This window comes from Atopomonas hussainii, from assembly GCF_900109735.1.
GTDB lineage: Bacteria > Pseudomonadota > Gammaproteobacteria > Pseudomonadales > Pseudomonadaceae > Atopomonas > Atopomonas hussainii.
Window position 1 is genome coordinate 78,563 of sequence record NZ_FOAS01000012.1, and the last position, 18,562, is coordinate 97,124.

An 18,562-nucleotide genomic window follows, 5' to 3' on the forward strand; every position below is an offset into this window, starting at 1 on the left:
TCGCACCATGCCAACCGCTCAACACCGGGTGATTGTGATCATCCTCGATGGTTTGGCATGGTCGGTCGCCACACAGACTCTGGGTTATTTGCAGGGTCTGTGTGAGGCCGGTCAAGCCAGTGTGCAGCGCCTGCGCTGCGAGCTGCCATCGCTCTCGCGCCCGCTTTACGAATGCATTCTCACCGGCACTGCGCCGGTGCACAGCGGCATCACCCATAACAATGTGGTGCGCTTAAGCCAGCAAACCAGCCTGTTCCATCTGGCCCAAGCCGCCGGGCTGCGCACCGCTGCGGCGGCCTATCATTGGATCAGCGAACTGTATAACCGCGCGCCCTATGACCCGCTGCGCGACCGCAACACCTGCGCGCCGGAGCTGCCGATTCAATACGCCAGCTTCTACCACCGCGACGACTACCCCGATGACCACCTGTTTCTCGACGCCGAGCAACTGCGCCGCCAGTACCAACCCGACCTGCTGCTGGTGCACCCGATGAATATCGACGACGCCGGGCACCGTCACGGCCTACACAGCGCCGCCTATCGCAACGCCGCGCGCCGCGCCGATAACCTGCTGGCCGCCTTCGTGCCACTGTGGCGCGAGGCCGGTTATCAACTGGTGATCACCAGCGACCACGGCATGAATGCCGACGGTAGCCACGGCGGCACGCTGGATGAAGAGCGCGATGTGCCGCTGTACTTGATTGGCGAGGCGTTTAACCACCAGCACCCGCCGCAAGTAGCCCAGACCGAACTGTGCGGGCTGTGCGCCGACCTGCTGGGCCTTACGCATAACAAGCCCCGCCCGCGCCGGACGCTGGCCAATAGCGAGGCCGTGCCATGCTGAGTTTGCTAAGCCGCGCGCCCGCCAGCGCGCTACGCCTGCCGCGCCTAGAGCGCAGCCAATTGGCCTGTGCGCTGGCGGTGTTGCCCTTCGTAGTGCTGTTTGGCCTGTTTCAACTGGCCCCGCTGGCGTGGGTGGCGGTGAACAGCCTACTGGTGGATGGCCAGTGGTCGTTGGGCCACTACCGCGAAGCGCTGAGTTCGCCGTTTATGCGCCAAGCGCTGGGTAACTCGCTGTGGGTGTCGGTGCTCTCCAGCCTGATCGGTTTGGTGATTGCAGCGATCGGCAGCTACGCGCTGTACCGCAGCGGCAGTCGCTTGCGTGAATGGGTGCTGGCCTTTGCCAGCATGACCAGCAACTTCTCCGGTGTGCCGCTGGCGTTTGCCTTCATCATTCTGCTCGGCTTTAACGGCAGCTTGAGTTTGCTGCTGCGCAAGTTTGGCTTGGCGGATGACTTCAATCTGTATTCCACCCAAGGCCTGCTGCTGATTTACAGCTACTTTCAGATTCCCCTCGGTGTGTTGTTGCTCTACCCCGCCTTCGATGCCCTGCGTGATGACTGGCAAGCAGCCGCCGCGCTGCTCGGCGCCAGTCGCTGGGGCTTTTGGCGGCAGATTGGCTTGCCGCTGCTGTGGCCGGCACTGGCCGGCACCTTTCTGATTCTGCTCGCCAACGCCATGGGCGCTTACGCCACGGCCTATGCACTGACCAGCGGCAACCTCAACCTACTGACCATTCGCATCGCCAGCTTAGTGGCCGGGGATATTTATCTGGAGCCGCAACTGGCCAGTGCCTTGGCCATGCTGCTGGTCGGCATGCTGGCGCTGACTGCAGCGGTTAACCAATGGCTACTGCGCCGGAGGCCCAATGCGCTGGACTGAACAACACAGCTACCGGCTGATCGTCTGGAGCCTCGTCGGCCTGCTGGCCATGCCGTTGCTGGCCACCTTGTTGTATTCACTCTCGAGCAGTTGGGGCGCCACCCTGCTGCCCGACGGACTAACCCTGCGCTGGTACTTAGCACTGTGGAGCGAGCCGCGTTTTCTTGCCGCCTTCGCCCGTTCGCTGTTGGTGTGTTTGGCGGCGCTGGCCCTCACGGTGGCCGTTATGTTGCCGCTGGTATTGGTGGCGCACACCCGCTGGCCGTGGCTCGACCGGCTCATGCAACAGCTCATGCTGCTGCCCTTCGCCGTGCCTCCGGTGGTGGGTGCCGTGGGGCTGTTACAGCTGTATGCCGGTGGCCCGCTACCCATAGTCGGCACACCGTGGATCTTGATCGCCTGCTTCTTCACCCTCGCTGTGCCGTTTCTCTATCAGGCGCTGGCCACCAGCATCAAAGCCCTGCCCTTACAGGATTTGCTCGACGCCGCGCGCCTGCTCGGCGCCAGCACGCCCGTGGCGTTTTGCCGCGTGGTGCTGCCGAGCCTGCGCAACGGCTTGCTGGCCGGCTGCTTTATCAGCTTCTCGTTTTTATTTGGCGAGTTCGTGTTTGCCAACCTGCTGGTGGGCACGCGTTTCGAAACCTTGCAGGTGTACTTAAACAACATGCGTAACCACAGCGGGCATTACACCAGCGCGCTGGTGATCAGTTATTTCTTGGCCATCTTGCTGCTCACGTGGCTGGCCAACCGACTCAGCCGGAGCGCCCGATGAGCTTTCTTACCCTCAGTCATATTGAGCAGGGCTACGCCCAGCAGCCGCTGTTTAACGACTTCAACTTAAGCATTGGTGAAGGCCAGTTGGTCAGCCTGCTCGGCCCCAGTGGCTGCGGTAAGTCAACCCTGCTGCGCTTAGTCGCCGGGCTCACGCCGCTACAAGGCGGGCGTATTCACTTGGCTGGGCGCGATATCAGCCACTGCGCGCCACGCGAGCGCGGCATCGGCATGGTTTTTCAGAGCTATGCGCTGTTTCCCAACCTCAGCGTGTTCGACAACGTGGCCTTCGCCTTAGTGCAGCAAAAGCAGCCCAAGGCGCAGATTCGCCAAGCGGTTGAAGCCATGCTGGAGCAAGTCGAGTTGAGTGAGCTGGCCAACCGCCTGCCACGCCAGCTGTCCGGCGGCCAGTGTCAGCGCGTGGCCTTGGCCCGCGCCTTGGTGTGCAAGCCGCGTTTGTTGCTGCTCGATGAGCCACTGTCAGCGCTGGATGCACGCATTCGCCGGCATTTGCGCGAGCAAATCCGCCAGCTGCAGCAGGCTTATGGCCTGACCACACTGTTCGTCACCCACGACCAAGAAGAAGCCCTAACCCTGTCAGATCACATCGTGCTGATGGAGTGCGGGCGCATCGTGCAGCAAGGCAACGCGGCCGAGGTGTATAGCGCGCCGGTGAATGAATTTGCCGCGCGTTTTATCGGCCACTACAACGTGCTCAGCGCCAGCGAAGCGCAGCAACTGAGCGGCCACGCGCAGACTCAAGCACTGGCGATTCGTCCCGAGGCACTGCTACTGAGCACGCAACCGCAAACCCTTACCGGGCACTGCGCGCCACAGCCGGTGCAAGTCGAGCGCCTGCAATTGCTCGGCAATGTGCTGCGCTACCAAGTGCGCTGCGGCGAGTTAAGCCTGACCTGCGACCGCCTCAACCAGCACCCGCAGCAAGTGTTTGCCGTGGGCCAACAGCTGTGGCTGAGCGTGCCGTTGGCCGCACTACGCCCACTGGCCGCGTAAGCGCGCCCAGAGGCTTTTTGGCTTGCGGTAGAAGGGTTCAACCTCGCTATAAAAGTGCTGGCTGATGCCGCTGTTTTCGTTAGGGCTGACCAGCACTAAATCCACCGCCATGCCTTGCGGCGCGGTGTCGGTGGCCACGCTGCCGGCATCCTGCAGCACGCTTTGCGCATCGCCGCTGACCTCCAGCCCCACCAGTAAACTTTGCGCCGGTGTGCGGCTCGCGTCGTGCATCAGGGCCAAAAAGGCCTGCTGCACGTTAGCGTGCTTGGCCAGCAAGGCGGTTAACGCGGCGACTAAGGCATCGGGGTAGTCTTTGGGCTGGCCGAGCAAGACTTGGGTTGGCTCCTGCACCACATGCTTCTGAACGCTACAGCTGCTGCCGTGGGCGAGAATTTGCTCCACCTCGTGGGGGACAAACTCTTTGCCATAGGGCGAACGCGGATTGAGCACTAAGGTGGCACCACGGGTCATCTCGAACAGGGCACGGGCGTTAAAGCTGAGGTATTGCTCCTCGCGCTCAATCGACTGGGCGAGCACTTCTACCGAGGTAAAAAACGGCAGCACCGCCGTGCCATCGGGCTTTTGCCAATGCTGCAGACGCAGCTTATCGCCCGCCGCCACCTGACCGCCTAAGTGCTGCTCGCCATGGCCGATCACCAACACCTCGCTTTCCAGCAAGGCGCGGATAAACGCCGGGCGCTCGGCGGGCGCTTGCGCGGCTAAACGCAGCGCCTGTTCGAGGGCGTTCTCAGGCTCGGCAGACATAGGCAGCTCCGGAAAAAATCAGCGCGGAGCATGCCAGTGGCTAAACGGCATTGCTGTGTGCCATGCCCCAGAACACCGCCAAGCAGCCATGACGTGTCAATTGTGTGAAGTGCTGCGTGGCTCGGCTTAGCTCGGCTTAGCGCATCAGCAGCGGCACATCGAACCAGCGCGCTAACCGTTCGGCATCGGCCACTAAGACATCCCGCTTGCCGTGATCCATCACATTCAGACGTTGGCCACTTTGCAGCACAAGGTTGAGTTCGTAGCTGTTATACGAGGGGGCTTCGCTATCCGTCACTAGTTCTGCCAGCACCTGCACGGCGCGAATTTCATGCAGCGGCGCTGCTTTGCCGCGTTCCTGTAAGGCATGCCGTTGCTGATCCGTCAGCCCTTCACGGCCTTGCCAATACCAGCCCACGCGCCGGTCAAAACACTTGCGTGGCGCCGCGAAGCGCACCAGCGCCCAGCTAATGCCGATAAACATCAGCCCCATCAGCAGCGGAATCAACGCCTTGGCGCCCTTATCCAGCTCGGCAAAGGCAATCCCCAAACCCAACGGGCCGCCAATGGCACCGAATAAGCTGCACAGCAGCACAAAGCGCCAAGTAGGCGCGACAACCCAACCCTGCTCCGCGCACGCTGACAGTTGCTGGGTCTGAAAGTTGGCACCACCGCTGTTGAGCGGCGACCAGTCAACCTTGAGGCCTTTAACCCCCGATTGCGCCGCCGCATCGCGGACGGCTCCCGGCGCGGCAGCGGCGTCCGCCTGCGCTTGTAACCATGAACGGCGGTTGTGCCGCACACGCACACTGAGCAACCACACCTGCGCGAACACGCCGCCGATCAGCAACACCCAGCGCCCCGCATGAATCGCCTCGGCGATGGGTTCTGGCAGTAGCGCAATCGGTGACACAGGCCAGAGGGCCAAAAAGCCCAACATCGCCAGCAGCCCAGCGATGAGGTTAAGCGTTTGGTAAGACAGCCCACGCTGTTCTTCAGCGGCCATAACCCCTCCGTAAAACGAATGGCACTCAGGATTTGCTGAACGTGCCGCGCCGCGCCGCGCGGGCTTCGCGGTCGTGTTGTGCGCGAGCTTCGCCGAGCACTTCCTCGACAAAGCGAATGTGCTGCTCAGCGGCGGCTTTGGCCGCGTCGGCCTCACCGGCAAGAATCGCCGCAATGATCGCCGCATGCTGCGCGCGCAGCTGCTCGCGCGTGGCGGGGTCGCGCTGGTACAAGCCGCCGATGTTGGTCACCACATTGCGCTTTAGCAGGTCGAACAGACCTTTCATGGTGTGCAGGTAGATCAGGTTGTGGCTGGCCTCGGCAATCGCCAGATGAAAGTGCGCATCCGCGCCGCCTTCTTGCTGGCGCGAGTTGTTTTCGTAGCTGGCTTCCAACGCTTGGTGCGCCGCTTGTAAACGCTGGTGATCTTGTGCGCTAGCGCGGCGCGCCGCTTGGTAGGCACAGGCGCCTTCCAGCACGGCACGAAACTCAAGCAAGTCGCGGTGCGCCGAGGGTTGGCTTTCCAGCAAAGCCAGCAGCGGATCAGTGACGCCGCGGCCCAACTCTTGGCTGACATAGTTGCCGCCGCCTTGGCGGCTGACCAATAAACCGCGCGCCACCAGTTTTTGCAGCGCCTCGCGCAGGCTGGGGCGCGACACGCCAAATTGCTCGGCCAACACGCGCTCAGCGGGCAGGCGTTCGCCAGCCTTAAAAGTGCCTTCGGCGATCAGGGTTTCCAGTTGCTGAACGATATCGTCCGACAAACGGCGCGGTTGCAGCGAGGCCATGCAGGTGTCCTTAAAAAACCAATAAAAAGCCCCGCGCCAGCGCTGTGGCAAGCGGGTTTGCTCGGCGAGCGTACCCAGAGCCCCGTAGCAACTCAAGGCCAATGGTCAGACCAATCCTGCGACTTAAGTCCAATAGTCATCAATTGACACATTTTTCTCGCCCCCATAAGCTGATCGGGCCCAAAGGGAATTGGTATTACCAATTTACCAAAAAACAAATCTAAACAACGAAGGGTCGATTGCGTGTCTTATGTCTTAAACATAAGCGCGACAACCGATCCGTAATGGGAGCCGTCATGAACTTAACCGCTTTGTTGCTGGCCGCCGTGTTGTGCGCCTGCACCTGTGCCCTCAGCGTTACCCACCACGCGGAGGATCGCGCATGAGCCCTGCCATGGCCGCCCTACTGGCCTTTACCCCCATTCTGCTTGCCGGCATCTTGCTGATTGGTCTGCGTTGGCCCGCCAAGCACGCCATGCCCGCCGTGTTCGTCGTCACCGCGGCTATTGCGGCGCTGGCGTGGGACATGAGCGCCACCCGCATCATCGCCTCTAGCCTGCAAGGCTTAGTGATTACTCTTGGCGTGCTGTGGATCATCTTCGGCGCCATCTTGCTGCTCAACACCCTGAAACACTCCGGGGCGATCAGCACCATTCGCAGCGCTTTTGCCAATATCAGCCCAGACCGCCGTATTCAGGCGATCATCATCGCGTGGCTGTTTGGTTGCTTTATTGAAGGCGCCTCAGGCTTTGGCACCCCCGCCGCGATTGCTGCACCACTGCTGGTAGCGCTGGGCTTCCCCGCCATCGCGGCGGTGATGCTGGGCATGATGGTGCAAAGCACGCCGGTATCCTTTGGTGCGGTGGGCACGCCGATCGTGATTGGCGTTAACACCGGCCTCGACACCGCCACCCTAGGCGCGCAACTGGTTGAGCAAGGCTCTAGCTGGGCGGCGTTTTTGCAGCTGATCACCAGCCAAGTGGCGATCATTCATGCGCTGGTCGGCAGCATCATGCCGATCCTTATGGTGCTGATGCTGACGCGCTTCTTCGGTAAGGAAAAAAGCTGGAAAGCCGGAATCGCCGCGATCCCCTTCGCCTTATTTGCGGGCTTGGCCTTCACCCTGCCGTACATGGCCACCGGGGTGTTCTTAGGGCCGGAGTTCCCCTCGCTGGCTGGCGGTTTGATTGGTTTGGCGATTGTTACCTTGGCCGCCAAAGTAGGCTTTTTGGTGCCCAAGCAGAGCTGGGACTTTGCCGACAGCAAAGACTGGCCGAGCGAGTGGCTGGGCAGCATCGAGATGAAACTCGACGAGCTGAGCCAAGCGCCGATGAGCGCCCTGCGCGCGTGGGTGCCGTATGTGCTGGTGGCGGTCATTCTGGTGATCAGCCGCGTGTTCCCCGAGGTCAGCGCGCTACTGAAAGGCGTGGCGGTGAACTTCACCGACATCTTGGGCGAAACCGGCATCAGCGCCGGCATTCAGCCGCTGTACTTGCCCGGCGGCATCTTAGTGGCCGTGGTGCTGATCACCTTCTTCTTGCATGGCATGCGCCTTAACCAGCTGAGCAAAGCGGTGGGCGAATCCGGCAAGGTGCTAGTGGGTGCCGGCTTTGTGCTGCTGTTTACCGTGCCTATGGTGCGCATCATGATCAACTCAGGCGTTAACGGTGCCGATCTACCGAGCATGCCGATTGCCATGGCACAGTTTGTCGCCGACAGCGTGGGCGGTATTTACCCATTGCTGGCGCCGAGCGTGGGTGCACTGGGCGCTTTCTTGGCCGGCTCCAACACCGTGAGCAACATGATGCTTAGCCAGTTCCAATACGGCGTGGCACAAAACTTAGGTCTTTCTGGCGCGTTGATCGTCGCCGTGCAAGCCATTGGCGCCGCCGCCGGCAACATGGTGGCTATCCATAACGTTGTCGCCGCATCTGCCACCGTGGGCCTGCTGGGCCGCGAAGGCAGCACGCTGCGCAAAACCGTTTGGCCTACCTTGTATTACGTGCTGGCGACCGGCGCGATTGCTCTGTTTGCCGTGTATGGCCTGGGCATCAGCGACCCGCTGGTTGGCCATTAACGCGCAAGGCTTAACGCCTTATGCCATAACCGACCTGCGCTGCTTGGGCGCAGGTCGGCTGATTGATTGAGGACTTTGCCATGATTATTTCTGCCGCCACCGACTACCGCGCCGCCGCCAAGCGCAAGCTGCCGCCGTTCTTATTTCACTACATCGACGGTGGTGCCTACGCCGAGCACACCTTAAAGCGCAACGTGGCGGACCTCGCCGATATCGCCCTGCGCCAGCGCGTGCTGAACAACATGGCCGAGTTGGACTTGTCCACCACGCTGTTTAACGAACAACTCAAGCTGCCGGTGGCGCTGTCGCCGGTCGGCTTAACCGGCATGTACGCCCGCCGTGGCGAAGTACAAGCCGCGCGCGCCGCCGATGCCGCGGGCGTGCCGTTTACCCTGTCTACCGTGTCGGTGTGCCCGATTGAAGAAGTCGCCCCGGCGATCAACCGGCCCATGTGGTTTCAGCTCTATGTGCTGAAAGACCGTGGCTTTATGCGCAATGCGCTGGAGCGCGCCAAAGCCGCCGGCGTCACTACTTTAGTGTTTACCGTGGATATGCCGGTGCCCGGCGCACGCTACCGCGACGCGCACTCTGGCATGAGCGGCCCTTACGCGCCGCTGCGCCGTGTGCTGCAAGCCATGACTCATCCGCAGTGGGCGCTGGATGTCGGCGTGCTCGGCAAGCCGCACGATCTGGGCAATATCTCCGCCTACCGTGGCTACCCTACGGGGCTGGCCGATTACATTGGCTGGCTGGGCGATAACTTCGACCCGTCGATCTCGTGGCAAGACTTGGAGTGGATTCGCGAGTTCTGGGACGGCCCTATGGTCATCAAGGGCATTCTCGACCCGCAAGACGCCCGCGATGCGGTGAGTTTCGGCGCCGACGGCATTGTGGTGTCCAACCACGGCGGCCGACAGCTCGACGGCGTGTTATCCAGCGCCCGCGCCCTGCCAGCGATTGCTAAGGCGGTCAAAGGCGAGCTGAAGATTCTCGTCGACTCCGGCATTCGTACCGGGCTGGACGTGGTGCGCATGCTCGCCCTCGGCGCCGACTGCTGCATGCTCGGCCGCGCATTTGTTTATGCGCTGGCCGCCGATGGCGAAACTGGGGTACGCAACCTGCTGAGCCTGATCGAAAAAGAAATGCGCGTGGCCATGGTGCTCACTGGCGCCAAATCGATCAGCGACATCACCGCCGATTTACTGGTGCGCCCGAGCCACCCCTAATAACAGAGCGTGCCCCCTGATGAGCCTACCCACTGCTTTTCTCGACGCCATCGCCGAACTAATCCCCGACAACCGGCGCTTTAGCGACCCGCTCTCGACCCTCGCCTTCGGCACCGACGCCAGCTTCTACCGGCTGATTCCGCAATTAGTGCTGCGCGTCGAAAGCGAGTGGGAAGTGCAAGAAACCCTGCGCCACGCGCACCAACACAGCGTGCCGGTGACCTTCCGCGCCGCGGGCACCAGTCTTTCCGGCCAAGCGATTACCGACTCGGTGCTCATCGTGCTGGGTGAGCATTGGCAAGGCCGCGAGATTCGCGATAACGGCGCACACATCCGCCTGCAACCGGGGGTGATCGGCGCCACCGCCAATGCTGCGTTGGCACCGTTCGGGCGCAAAATTGGCCCTGACCCGGCGTCGATCAACGCCTGCAAAATCGGCGGCATCGCGGCCAATAACGCCAGCGGCATGTGCTGCGGCACCGCGCAAAACAGCTACCACACCTTAGCCGGCATGCGTCTGCTGCTGGCCGACGGCAGCATGCTGGACAGCGAAGATGCCGCCAGCGTGGCGCGCTTTCGGCAGTCGCATGCGGCACTGCTGGATGAGTTGGCTCGTTTGGCCGAGCAGACGCGCAACAACCCTGTGCTGGCAGAGAAAATCCGCCACAAGTACCGGCTGAAAAACACCACAGGCCTGTCGCTGAATGCCTTGGTGGATTTCACCGACCCGCTGGACATCCTCCTACACCTGATGATCGGCAGCGAGGGCACGCTAGGCTTTATCAGCGCCATCACCTACCGCACCGTGGAAGAGCACGCGCACAAGGCCTCGACCTTGGTGGTGTTTGCCGATGCCGAGCAGTGCTGCCAAGCCGTCACCACACTTAAAACCAGCCCCGTCGCGGCTGTGGAGCTGATCGATCGTCGCGGCCTGCGCTCGGTAGAGAACAAACCGGGCCTGCCCGAGTTTGTGAAAACCCTGCCCGATGCCGCCTGCGCCTTATTAATAGAAAGCCGCGCCGCCGATGACGCCACGCTAAGCCAGCAGCTGGCGCAGATCGAAGCGGTATTAAAGGGCTACACCCTGCTCGCCGAAGTGCCCTTCACCCGCGACCCTGCCGAGTTCGGCAAGCTGTGGGCGATCCGCAAGGGGCTGTTCCCTGCCGTGGGCGCGGTGCGCGACACCGGCAGCACGGTGATCATCGAGGACGTGACCTTCCCCATCGAGCAACTGGCTGCCGGCGTGCTGCGTCTGCAGGCCTTGTTCGACAAGCACGGCTATAACGAGGCGCTGATCTTCGGCCACGCGCTGGAAGGTAATCTGCACTTTGTGTTCACCCAAGCCTTCGAAACGTCCGAGCAAATCGCCCGCTACCGCGCCTTTATGGATGACGTGGCGCAACTGGTGGCCGTGGAATTTGGCGGCGCACTAAAAGCCGAGCACGGCACTGGCCGCAACATGGCGCCGTTTGTTGAGCTGGAATGGGGCCACGATGCCTATCAGTTGATGTGGCAATTAAAGCGCCTGCTCGACCCGCAGAACATTCTTAACCCCGGGGTGATTCTTTCCGACAATCCCGAGCTGCATGTGCAAAACCTAAAGCCCATGCCCGCCGCCAACGCGCTGATCGACAAGTGCATCGAATGCGGCTTCTGCGAGCCGGTGTGCCCGTCACGCGGGCTAACGCTTACCCCGCGTCAGCGCATCGTGCTGTGGCGCGACATTCAAGCCAAACGCCGCGCCGGCCAAGACACTCAAGCGCTGGAAAAGGCCTATCAATACCAAGGCATTGACAGCTGCGCCGCCACCGGCCTGTGCGCGCAACGCTGCCCCGTGGGCATTAACACCGGCGATTTAGTGCGTGAACTGCGCGCCGAACAAACTCGCTCGCCACGCATTGCCCGCTGGCTGGGCGAACACTTTGCCGCCAGCCTAAAGGCCAGCCGTCTGGTACTGGCCGCTGCCGATGGTGCGCGTCGGGTGCTCGGCGCACCGCGTTTAGCAGCGCTATCGAACGGCGCCAGCAAAATCAGCGGCGAACGCTTACCGCGTTGGCATGCCGCCATGCCGCAGCCGGTGCGCCTTGCTGCGGCGCCAGCAATCCGCCAAATGGACAAGCCACGCGTGGTCTATCTGCCAGCCTGCGTATCCCGCGCCATGGGGCCAGCAGCCGCTGACACAGAGCAAACCAGCTTGTTCGATAAAACCGTCGCGCTGCTTAATAAAGGCGGCTATGCGGTGGTAATCCCCGAAGGGCTGGATAACCTCTGCTGCGGCCAGCCGTTTGCCTCTAAAGGCTATGCCGAGGAAGGCGCGCGCAAACTGACGGAGCTGCGTGATGCGCTGTTAAAAGCCAGTCGCGGCGGGCTGGACCCCATCTACTGCGACACCAGCCCGTGCACCCTGCGCTTAATCAAAGAAAGCCCCGACAGCCGCTTAGACATTTATGAGCCGGTGCGTTTTATCCGCCAGCATTTGGCCCCGCGCCTTACCTTTAGCCCACAAAGCACGCCAGTCGCCGTACATGTCACCTGCAGCACCCAGCACTTGGGCGAGGCCGAACACTTGATTGCGCTGGCGAAACTTTGCGCCACTAAGGTGGTCATTCCAGAAGGCATTCATTGCTGCGGTTTTGCCGGCGATAAGGGCTTCACCACCCCCGAGCTAAACCAACACGCGCTGCAACGTCTGCGTGGCGCCGTGCAGGAATGTGGCGAGGGCATATCCACCAGCCGCACATGCGAAATTGGTCTAAGCCAGCACGGCGGCATCGATTATCACGGGCTAGTCTATTTAGTAGATCGCGTGACATCTCCGCGAACTGAAGAGCCAAGCCAACTTGAGGTCAGCGCGTAGCGCCAGCACCGCAGTCTCACTACTGAATTGTTGAAGGTGTGTTCGACATGATCTACCCCGCCCAGCGCGGGGCTTTTTTTGTCGGCGCGACGGCTGCGCAAAGCAGACGCGCAAAGAAAAAGGCCAGTCCGTGTGGACTGGCCTTTTCTAGATGGTGGGTCGTGTAGGATTCGAACCTACGACCAATTGGTTAAAAGCCAACTGCTCTACCGACTGAGCTAACGACCCAAAAATGGTCGGGGTAGGGGGATTCGAACTCCCGACATCCTGCTCCCAAAGCAGGCGCGCTACCAGACTGCGCTATACCCCGGTTGAGATGGCTCCGCGACCTGGACTCGAACCAGGGACCCAATGATTAACAGTCATTTGCTCTACCGACTGAGCTATCGCGGAACAACACTTCTCAAATCTCGCCAGAACCGGCGTTTGCCTGCGTGCTGTCGAGGCGCGCCATTTTACGGAGCGACACCGCCCTGTCAACCCCCTATAATCGATAAAAAAAGCCATTGGCACACATCGTTGCCGCTTGCTATATCAAAGACTTAAAGCATCGAATGCAAGACGACCAGGCATGGTCGAGGGAAAACGCATGACCACCCGCAGCACTACCAGCGATAACAGCAGCCCCGCGATTGCCAACGAGCAATTCCGCCAGTTGCTGGCCGGCTCTCGGCAAATGCTGGTTAGCACGCTCTCCGAACGCATCAGCGAATCGTTTGGCCACGTCGACCAAACCTTGTTTGAAGCCGCCGACCAAGCCGAAACCAACCAAGTGCAGACCCTGTTTTTCGACAGCATGCGCGAGATTCGCAGTCGCCGCGGCGAAATCGAACGCCAGTTCTTGCGTTTAATTGCAGAAAACTTTGCTGACTTTTTAGCCGGCAAAGTGCCGCCGCCACGCGACCTGCAAGGCATGGAGGCCGACGAGCTGTCGCTGGTGCAAAACGAGGAATACGAAGAAGCCCTGCAAGTGACCACCATGGCGCAGCACGTTAATAACCGCTGCGTGCAAGAGCTATTCACCTTGGAACAACGCTTGGCCGTGATCAACAACGGCCGCAAACCCAGCGACGAAGCCAACCCGTTTGCCGCGCGCAAAATTGCCCAAGCCTTTAGCGATGCGCTGCGCGCGCACAGCTTTCACCCGCGCATTAAACAAATGCTGTATGTGCTGTTCGATCAGCACGTGATGAGCTGCTTGGACGAACTGTACAAAACCCTGAATCAGCGCCTCATCGACGCCGGCATTCTGCCCAACCTCAAATACAGCGCGCGCCGCGCCCCCAGTGCACCTAGCAAGTCAGCCGCCCCAGCCAGCAATGAGGCGCCCAACGACGACGAACAGCCGTCGTCAGCCCATGCCAGCGCACCTAACAACGCGCCCAACCAAGGCGCAGGCGCTGCACAAGCCAGTAGCGCGCACAGCGCTGGCGGGCTTAGCCAAGGCGATGGCGCCGCACTGCACGCCGCCGCACAAGCCGCCGCTGAAAGCCTGCAAATGCTGTCGAACCTCACCAGCCTGATCCAAACCCAGCGCAACCAAGCACCGCAAGCGCCGATATATGGTGAAACCCGCAGCATCAGCGCCTACAGCCCGAGCGATGCGCAAGAAAGCTTCAGCATTGGCGAGCTGTTCTCCGCGCTCGACCGACTGCAAGAAAGCAGCGCCCGCGAACTGCCACAGAATATTCACACCGCGCAGAAAGTGGCGCCGGTGAAGCAATCACTGCACGAAGACCTGCAACAGCACAGCGAAAAACCCGGCAAAGTGAAAGTTGGCGATGCCGAAGCGGATGTCATCGACTTAGTCGGCATGCTGTTTGACTACATCCTCGATGATGACAACCTGCCCGACCACTTCAAAACCCTGCTCTCGCACCTGCACACGCCGTATTTGAAAATCGCCTTGCAAGACAAAGCCGTGTTCAGCAACCACGACCACCCCGCGCGGCGCCTGCTGAATAATTTGGCCCAAGCCGGCGTGCTGTACGGCGACAGCAACGACAACCAGCCCTTGCAGGCAAAAATTCAGTGGATGGTGGAAAAAGTCATCCACGAATTTAAAGGCGAGCTGGCCATGCTGGAGAAGCTCAGCGAAGAGCTGGACGACTTCTTAACCGTGCAAAACCGCCAAGCCGAACTGGTCGAGCGCCGTGCGGTAGAAGCGGCACGCGGCCGGGAAAAACTCTTACAAGCGCGGCAAGACGCCGAAAGCCAAATCCACCAGCGTTTAGAGGGCAAGAATCCGCCGCTGCTGATTCGCAATTTCCTCGAACTCACTTGGGTCGATGTGTTGGTCTTTAGCCAGCTGCGCCAAGGGGTCGCCAGCCCCGCGTGGCAAAACGCGCTAAAGGTCGCCGAGCAGCTCATTCTCGGCTCTAGCCCGCTGGAAGCCGTCGCCCTCGCCCAGTTCAAATCGACCCAAGCGCAACTGCTCGATCAGGTGCGCGAAGGCTTGGAGCAAGTCGGCGGCTATCAAGAAGACGGCATCCGCCGCTTGCTGGCCGATCTGTCGACCTGCTTTCACGCCGTGCAAGCCAAAGCCCCGCAGATTGCCGACAAGATCAAACACGACCTGCCCCCCTCGCAACTGGGCAGCATGCTCGGCGAAGATGCCCCGGCAACCACCCCGGCCAAGCCCAGCAGCGAACTGAGCGCGGCGGCCAAAGCGCGCCTTAAAGAGCTGGATGATCTGGAGTTCGGCACTTGGTTCGACATCAAGCACCAGCAGCGCCTGCAACGGCTCAAGCTGTCGTGGTTTAGCCCCACCACCCGCAAATACATGTTTGTTGACCAAAGCGGCCACCGCACCCTAGTGATGAGCCGCGAAGAACTCGCTCAAGCGCTGGAGAGCCAACAAGCGTGCATCATTGAGCCCGAGCGCAAACCGCTGGTCGACCGCGCCCTCACCACCATCTACAAAGTGCTGCAGCGGATTACCGGCCGCCAAGCAGCCACGGCGAACTGAGCCGATAACAGGACCGAGAAACGCAATGGACGAACGCCGCTACCAACCCCGAGTCGCCCCACAGCAACCGCTCGAGTTGATCGACAGCATCACCGGCAAACGCATGGGGCGGGTGGTGGATCTTTCCGAAGAAGGTCTGATGATCTTCAGCGAAATGCACATTGACGCCGAATCCATCTGGCAGTGCGTACTGATCAGCCAAGATGGCGCCGAAGTGCCACTGGGCGCGGAATGCCTATGGAGTCGCAGCGGCGGCGATCAACAACACTGCTGGGCCGGCTTTCACATCATCGACATCAGCGATGAAGGTAACGCCAAAGTGCAGGCGTGGATTATTGCCGGCTTAGCTTAAGCTCAGCGTTTGCTTCCACCTTTAGGTCGCGCACGATATGGATATCAACAACCTGCCCTTCGGCATCACCGACTGGGAGCAACTCCCTAGCACCCTGCATGCGGGTGAGCGCGGCAGCGCCACGTGGCGCACCCAGCACTTTGGCCCCATTCGCGTGCGCCGCGTGGACTACTCCGCCGGTTACTTGGCCGACCACTGGTGCCGCAAAGGGCACATCCTGTTCTGCCTAGCCGGCGAGCTGACCACCGAACTGGAAGACGGGCGCTGTTTTGTGCTCAAGCCCGGCATGAGCTATCAGGTCGGCGATAACGCCGAAGCGCACCGCTCTAGCACCGAAGTGGGTGCCAGCTTGTTTGTGGTGGATTAAAACAATGAGGGCAGCTTGCGCTGCCCTAACCACGCCAAAGCCAGCAAACGTCTTAGTTAAACACCACCTCTTCCCCCTCCAGTGCAGCTTTGATCTGGCTGCCTGGGGCAAAGCGCCCGGAGAGGATGGCTTGCGCCAGCGGGTTTTCGATCCAGCGTTGAATGGCGCGTTTTAGCGGGCGCGCGCCGTACACCGGGTCGAAGCCGACGGCGACCAGTTTATCCAGCGCTTCTTGGCTGAGTTCTAAGCTCAGCTCGCGCTCGGCCAAGCGGCTGCGCAGGCGGGCCAGTTGGATATTGGCGATACCGGCGATTTGTTCGCGGGCCAGCGGCTCGAACACCACCACTTCGTCGATCCGGTTGATGAACTCGGGGCGGAAGTGCATGCCCACCGCATCCATCACCGCGGCGCGCTGCGCTTCGGCGTCGCCGGCCAGCTCTTGGATTTGCGCCGAGCCTAGGTTGGAGGTCATCACCACCACGGCGTTTTTAAAGTCCACGGTACGGCCTTGGCTGTCGGTCAGGCGGCCGTCTTCGAGCACTTGCAGCAGCACGTTGAACACATCGGGGTGGGCCTTCTCCACCTCATCCAAGAGGATCACCGAGTACGGCTTACGGCGCACGGCTTCGGTCAGATAGCCGCCTTCTTCATAACCCACATAGCCGGGCGGCGCGCCGATTAAGCGAGCCACGGAGTGCTTCTCCATAAACTCGGACATGTCGATGCGCACCAGCGCTTCTTCGGTATCGAAGAGAAACTCGGCCAGCGCCTTACACAGCTCGGTTTTACCCACGCCGGTGGGGCCTAAGAAGAGGAATGAGCCGCTGGGGCGATTCGGGTCGGCCAGCCCCGCACGCGAACGGCGTACGGCGTTGGCCACCGCCACCACGGCTTCGTGCTGACCGATCACCCGGTTATGCAGGGCATCTTCCATGCGCAGCAGTTTGTCGCGCTCGCCCTCAAGCATTTTCGCCACCGGAATGCCGGTCCACTTGGACACTACTTCGGCGATTTCTTCATCGGTGACCTTGCTGCGCAGCAGTTGGTTTTCGCTTTTACCGTGCGCGTCGACCATTTGCAGGCTGCGCTCCAAGTCCGGGATAACCCCGTATTGCAGCTCGGCCATGCGATTCAGGTCGCCCTTACGGCGGGCCAACTCCAAGTCTTGTTTGGCTTGTTCGAGCTTTTGTTGCAACTGCGCCGAGCCTTGTACCTCGGCTTTTTCCGACTTCCACACCTCTTCCAAGTCGGCGTATTCGTGCTGCAACTTGGCGATGTCGTCTTCCAACTTGGCCAAGCGTTTGCGCGCGGCTTCGTCTTCTTCTTTCTTCAGTGCTTGGCGCTCAACTTTCAGCTGAATCAAGCGACGGTCGAGGCGATCCAGCGCTTCAGGCTTGGAATCGATCTCCATACGAATGCGGCTGGCCGCTTCGTCGATCAGGTCGATGGCCTTGTCCGGCAGCTGACGATCGGTGATGTAACGATGACTCAGCTTGGCGGCAGCGATGATCGCACCATCAGTGATGGTCACCTTGTGGTGCACTTCGTAGCGCTCTTTCAGGCCGCGCAGGATGGCGATGGTGTCTTCTTCGCTGGGTTCATCGACCAGCACCTTCTGGAAGCGGCGCTCCAGCGCAGCGTCTTTTTCGATGTACTGGCGGTACTCATCCAGCGTGGTAGCACCCACGCAGTGCAGCTCGCCACGCGCCAGTGCGGGTTTGAGCATGTTGCCGGCATCCATGGCGCCATCGGCTTTACCGGCGCCGACCATAGTATGCAGCTCGTCGATAAACAGGATGATGCGCCCTTCTTGCTTGCTCAGCTCGTTGAGCACGGCTTTGAGGCGTTCTTCAAATTCGCCACGGAACTTAGCGCCGGCAATCAGCGAGCCCATGTCCAGCGACAGCAAGCGCTTGTCCTTCAAACCATCAGGCACTTCGCCATTAATGATGCGCTGCGCTAAGCCTTCGACAATCGCGGTTTTACCCACGCCCGGCTCGCCGATCAGCACCGGGTTGTTCTTGGTGCGGCGCTGCAATACCTGAATAGTGCGGCGGATTTCATCGTCGCGGCCAATCACCGGATCAAGCTTGCCGTCTTCGGCGCGCTTGGTCAGGTCGATGGTGTATTTATCCAGCGCTTGGCGGGCTTCTTCGGCGTTGGGGTCGTTCACCGCTTCGCCACCGCGCAGGTTGTTGATGGCGTTCTCCAAGGCTTTTTTCGACACGCCTTGCGCCAGCAACAGCTTGCCCAAACGGGTGCTGTCATCCAGCGCGGCGAGCAGCACCAGTTCGCTGGAAATAAACTGATCGCCCTTCTGCTGCGCCAGTTTGTCGGCCAAGTTGAGCAACCGCGCCATGTCTTGCGACAGGGTGACATCGCCGGTGGGGTTAGAGATTTTCGGCAGATCACTCAGCGCTTTGTCCAACTGCGTGCTCAGTTGGCGCACATCGAAGCCGACTTGCGCCAGCAGCGGTTTAATCGAGCCGCCTTGCTGTTCGAGCATGGCCAGCAGCAGGTGCAGGGGTTCAATCGCCGGGTGGTCGCGGCCTACGGCCAGCGATTGAGCATCGGAAAGGGCCAGCTGTAATTTGCTGGTTAAACGGTCAATACGCATACACAGTCCTCGGTCATGGCCAGCACGGGGCGA

At 60.9% G+C, this 18,562-nt stretch carries 14 protein-coding genes and 3 tRNA genes; 10 read left to right on the forward strand and 7 right to left on the reverse strand.

The window, feature by feature from the left end; all coding sequences use genetic code 11:
- Positions 1 to 7 precede the first annotated feature (7 nt).
- From BMX80_RS12765 to BMX80_RS12780, 4 genes are read left to right on the forward strand one after another with little or no spacing between them, the layout of a single operon-like run.
- Positions 8 to 844: an alkaline phosphatase family protein gene (locus tag BMX80_RS12765; RefSeq protein ID WP_074869133.1), complete on the forward strand. Its 837-nt coding sequence runs from the start codon at positions 8 to 10 to the stop codon at positions 842 to 844.
- Complete coding sequence (locus BMX80_RS12770) at positions 838 to 1,722, forward strand: ABC transporter permease (RefSeq protein ID WP_083394324.1); 885 nt, start codon at positions 838 to 840, stop codon at positions 1,720 to 1,722. The genes BMX80_RS12765 and BMX80_RS12770 overlap by 7 nt, the downstream gene beginning before the upstream one ends.
- Positions 1,709 to 2,494 carry an ABC transporter permease gene (locus BMX80_RS12775; protein ID WP_074869137.1) on the forward strand — a complete coding sequence of 262 codons (786 nt, stop codon included), beginning with the start codon at positions 1,709 to 1,711 and terminating at the stop codon, positions 2,492 to 2,494. The genes BMX80_RS12770 and BMX80_RS12775 overlap by 14 nt, the downstream gene beginning before the upstream one ends.
- Positions 2,491 to 3,507 carry an ABC transporter ATP-binding protein gene (locus tag BMX80_RS12780; RefSeq protein WP_074869140.1) on the forward strand — a complete coding sequence of 339 codons (1,017 nt, stop codon included), beginning with the start codon at positions 2,491 to 2,493 and terminating at the stop codon, positions 3,505 to 3,507. The genes BMX80_RS12775 and BMX80_RS12780 overlap by 4 nt, the downstream gene beginning before the upstream one ends.
- Here the strand turns inward: BMX80_RS12780 and BMX80_RS12785 are convergent.
- The 3 genes from BMX80_RS12785 to BMX80_RS12795 all read right to left on the reverse strand — a co-directional run bounded on the left by BMX80_RS12785 (position 3,487) and on the right by BMX80_RS12795 (position 6,065).
- Positions 3,487 to 4,272, reverse strand: a complete 786-nt coding sequence (locus tag BMX80_RS12785; RefSeq protein WP_074869143.1) for an enhanced serine sensitivity protein SseB C-terminal domain-containing protein — start codon at positions 4,270 to 4,272, stop codon at positions 3,487 to 3,489. The two genes, BMX80_RS12780 and BMX80_RS12785, sit on opposite strands and share 21 nt — an antisense overlap.
- A 136-nt stretch (positions 4,273 to 4,408) precedes the next feature.
- On the reverse strand, positions 4,409 to 5,278 hold the full coding sequence (locus BMX80_RS12790) for a hypothetical protein (protein ID WP_074869146.1): 870 nt from the start codon (positions 5,276 to 5,278) through the stop codon (positions 4,409 to 4,411).
- 25 nt (positions 5,279 to 5,303) lie between these two features.
- The gene (locus tag BMX80_RS12795; RefSeq protein ID WP_074869264.1) at positions 5,304 to 6,065 is read right to left on the reverse strand and encodes an FCD domain-containing protein; all 762 of its coding nucleotides are present in this window, start codon (positions 6,063 to 6,065) and stop codon (positions 5,304 to 5,306) included.
- Between the two features lie 382 nt (positions 6,066 to 6,447).
- Here BMX80_RS12795 and BMX80_RS12800 point away from each other — a divergent pair, with 382 nt between their 5' ends.
- The 3 genes from BMX80_RS12800 to BMX80_RS12810 all read left to right on the forward strand — a co-directional run bounded on the left by BMX80_RS12800 (position 6,448) and on the right by BMX80_RS12810 (position 12,225).
- Positions 6,448 to 8,142 (forward strand): L-lactate permease, encoded by a 1,695-nt coding sequence (locus BMX80_RS12800; protein ID WP_074869149.1) that lies wholly within the window; start codon positions 6,448 to 6,450, stop codon positions 8,140 to 8,142.
- 80 nt (positions 8,143 to 8,222) lie between these two features.
- A complete protein-coding gene (gene lldD, locus BMX80_RS12805) occupies positions 8,223 to 9,368 on the forward strand; it encodes an FMN-dependent L-lactate dehydrogenase LldD (protein WP_074869152.1) in 1,146 nt (381 codons plus the stop codon).
- Positions 9,369 to 9,387: 19 nt separating this feature from the next.
- On the forward strand, positions 9,388 to 12,225 hold the full coding sequence (locus BMX80_RS12810; RefSeq protein WP_074869154.1) for an FAD-binding and (Fe-S)-binding domain-containing protein: 2,838 nt from the start codon (positions 9,388 to 9,390) through the stop codon (positions 12,223 to 12,225).
- A gap of 152 nt (positions 12,226 to 12,377) precedes the next feature.
- Here the strand turns inward: BMX80_RS12810 and BMX80_RS12815 are convergent.
- The 3 genes from BMX80_RS12815 to BMX80_RS12825 form a co-directional block, all read right to left on the reverse strand.
- A tRNA-Lys gene (locus tag BMX80_RS12815) sits at positions 12,378 to 12,453 on the reverse strand.
- Positions 12,454 to 12,458: 5 nt separating this feature from the next.
- Positions 12,459 to 12,535: transfer RNA gene (locus tag BMX80_RS12820), tRNA-Pro, on the reverse strand.
- Between the two features lie 7 nt (positions 12,536 to 12,542).
- Positions 12,543 to 12,618, reverse strand: a tRNA-Asn gene (locus BMX80_RS12825).
- Positions 12,619 to 12,814: 196 nt separating this feature from the next.
- Here BMX80_RS12825 and BMX80_RS12830 point away from each other — a divergent pair.
- The 3 genes from BMX80_RS12830 to BMX80_RS12840 are packed head-to-tail and all read left to right on the forward strand — an operon-like array spanning position 12,815 to position 15,912.
- On the forward strand, positions 12,815 to 15,193 hold the full coding sequence (locus tag BMX80_RS12830) for a DUF1631 domain-containing protein (protein ID WP_074869156.1): 2,379 nt from the start codon (positions 12,815 to 12,817) through the stop codon (positions 15,191 to 15,193).
- Positions 15,194 to 15,218: 25 nt separating this feature from the next.
- Entirely contained in the window at positions 15,219 to 15,545 is a 327-nt protein-coding gene (locus BMX80_RS12835) for a PilZ domain-containing protein (protein ID WP_071872922.1), read from the forward strand.
- Positions 15,546 to 15,582: 37 nt separating this feature from the next.
- The gene (locus BMX80_RS12840; protein WP_074869159.1) at positions 15,583 to 15,912 is read left to right on the forward strand and encodes a DHCW motif cupin fold protein; all 330 of its coding nucleotides are present in this window, start codon (positions 15,583 to 15,585) and stop codon (positions 15,910 to 15,912) included.
- Between the two features lie 52 nt (positions 15,913 to 15,964).
- On the opposite strand, the gene clpB is transcribed toward BMX80_RS12840, so the two are convergent.
- Positions 15,965 to 18,529 (reverse strand): ATP-dependent chaperone ClpB, encoded by a 2,565-nt coding sequence (gene clpB / locus BMX80_RS12845; protein WP_071872920.1) that lies wholly within the window; start codon positions 18,527 to 18,529, stop codon positions 15,965 to 15,967.
- Positions 18,530 to 18,562 lie beyond the last annotated feature (33 nt).

What these genes read in the sequence shown, in the direction of transcription:
- BMX80_RS12770 (WP_083394324.1), top strand. Translation starts at nt 838, where the DNA reads ATGCTGAGTTTGCTAAGCCGCGCGCCCGCCAGCGCGCTACGCCTGCCG.
- BMX80_RS12795 (WP_074869264.1), bottom strand. Translation starts at nt 6,065, where the DNA reads ATGGCCTCGCTGCAACCGCGCCGTTTGTCGGACGATATCGTTCAGCAA.
- BMX80_RS12835 (WP_071872922.1), top strand. Translation starts at nt 15,219, where the DNA reads ATGGACGAACGCCGCTACCAACCCCGAGTCGCCCCACAGCAACCGCTC.
- BMX80_RS12780 (WP_074869140.1), top strand. Translation starts at nt 2,491, where the DNA reads ATGAGCTTTCTTACCCTCAGTCATATTGAGCAGGGCTACGCCCAGCAG.
- BMX80_RS12790 (WP_074869146.1), bottom strand. Translation starts at nt 5,278, where the DNA reads ATGGCCGCTGAAGAACAGCGTGGGCTGTCTTACCAAACGCTTAACCTC.
- clpB (WP_071872920.1), bottom strand. Translation starts at nt 18,529, where the DNA reads ATGCGTATTGACCGTTTAACCAGCAAATTACAGCTGGCCCTTTCCGAT.
- BMX80_RS12775 (WP_074869137.1), top strand. Translation starts at nt 1,709, where the DNA reads ATGCGCTGGACTGAACAACACAGCTACCGGCTGATCGTCTGGAGCCTC.
- BMX80_RS12810 (WP_074869154.1), top strand. Translation starts at nt 9,388, where the DNA reads ATGAGCCTACCCACTGCTTTTCTCGACGCCATCGCCGAACTAATCCCC.
- BMX80_RS12840 (WP_074869159.1), top strand. Translation starts at nt 15,583, where the DNA reads ATGGATATCAACAACCTGCCCTTCGGCATCACCGACTGGGAGCAACTC.
- BMX80_RS12830 (WP_074869156.1), top strand. Translation starts at nt 12,815, where the DNA reads ATGACCACCCGCAGCACTACCAGCGATAACAGCAGCCCCGCGATTGCC.
- BMX80_RS12785 (WP_074869143.1), bottom strand. Translation starts at nt 4,272, where the DNA reads ATGTCTGCCGAGCCTGAGAACGCCCTCGAACAGGCGCTGCGTTTAGCC.
- lldD (WP_074869152.1), top strand. Translation starts at nt 8,223, where the DNA reads ATGATTATTTCTGCCGCCACCGACTACCGCGCCGCCGCCAAGCGCAAG.
- BMX80_RS12800 (WP_074869149.1), top strand. Translation starts at nt 6,448, where the DNA reads ATGAGCCCTGCCATGGCCGCCCTACTGGCCTTTACCCCCATTCTGCTT.
- BMX80_RS12765 (WP_074869133.1), top strand. Translation starts at nt 8, where the DNA reads ATGCCAACCGCTCAACACCGGGTGATTGTGATCATCCTCGATGGTTTG.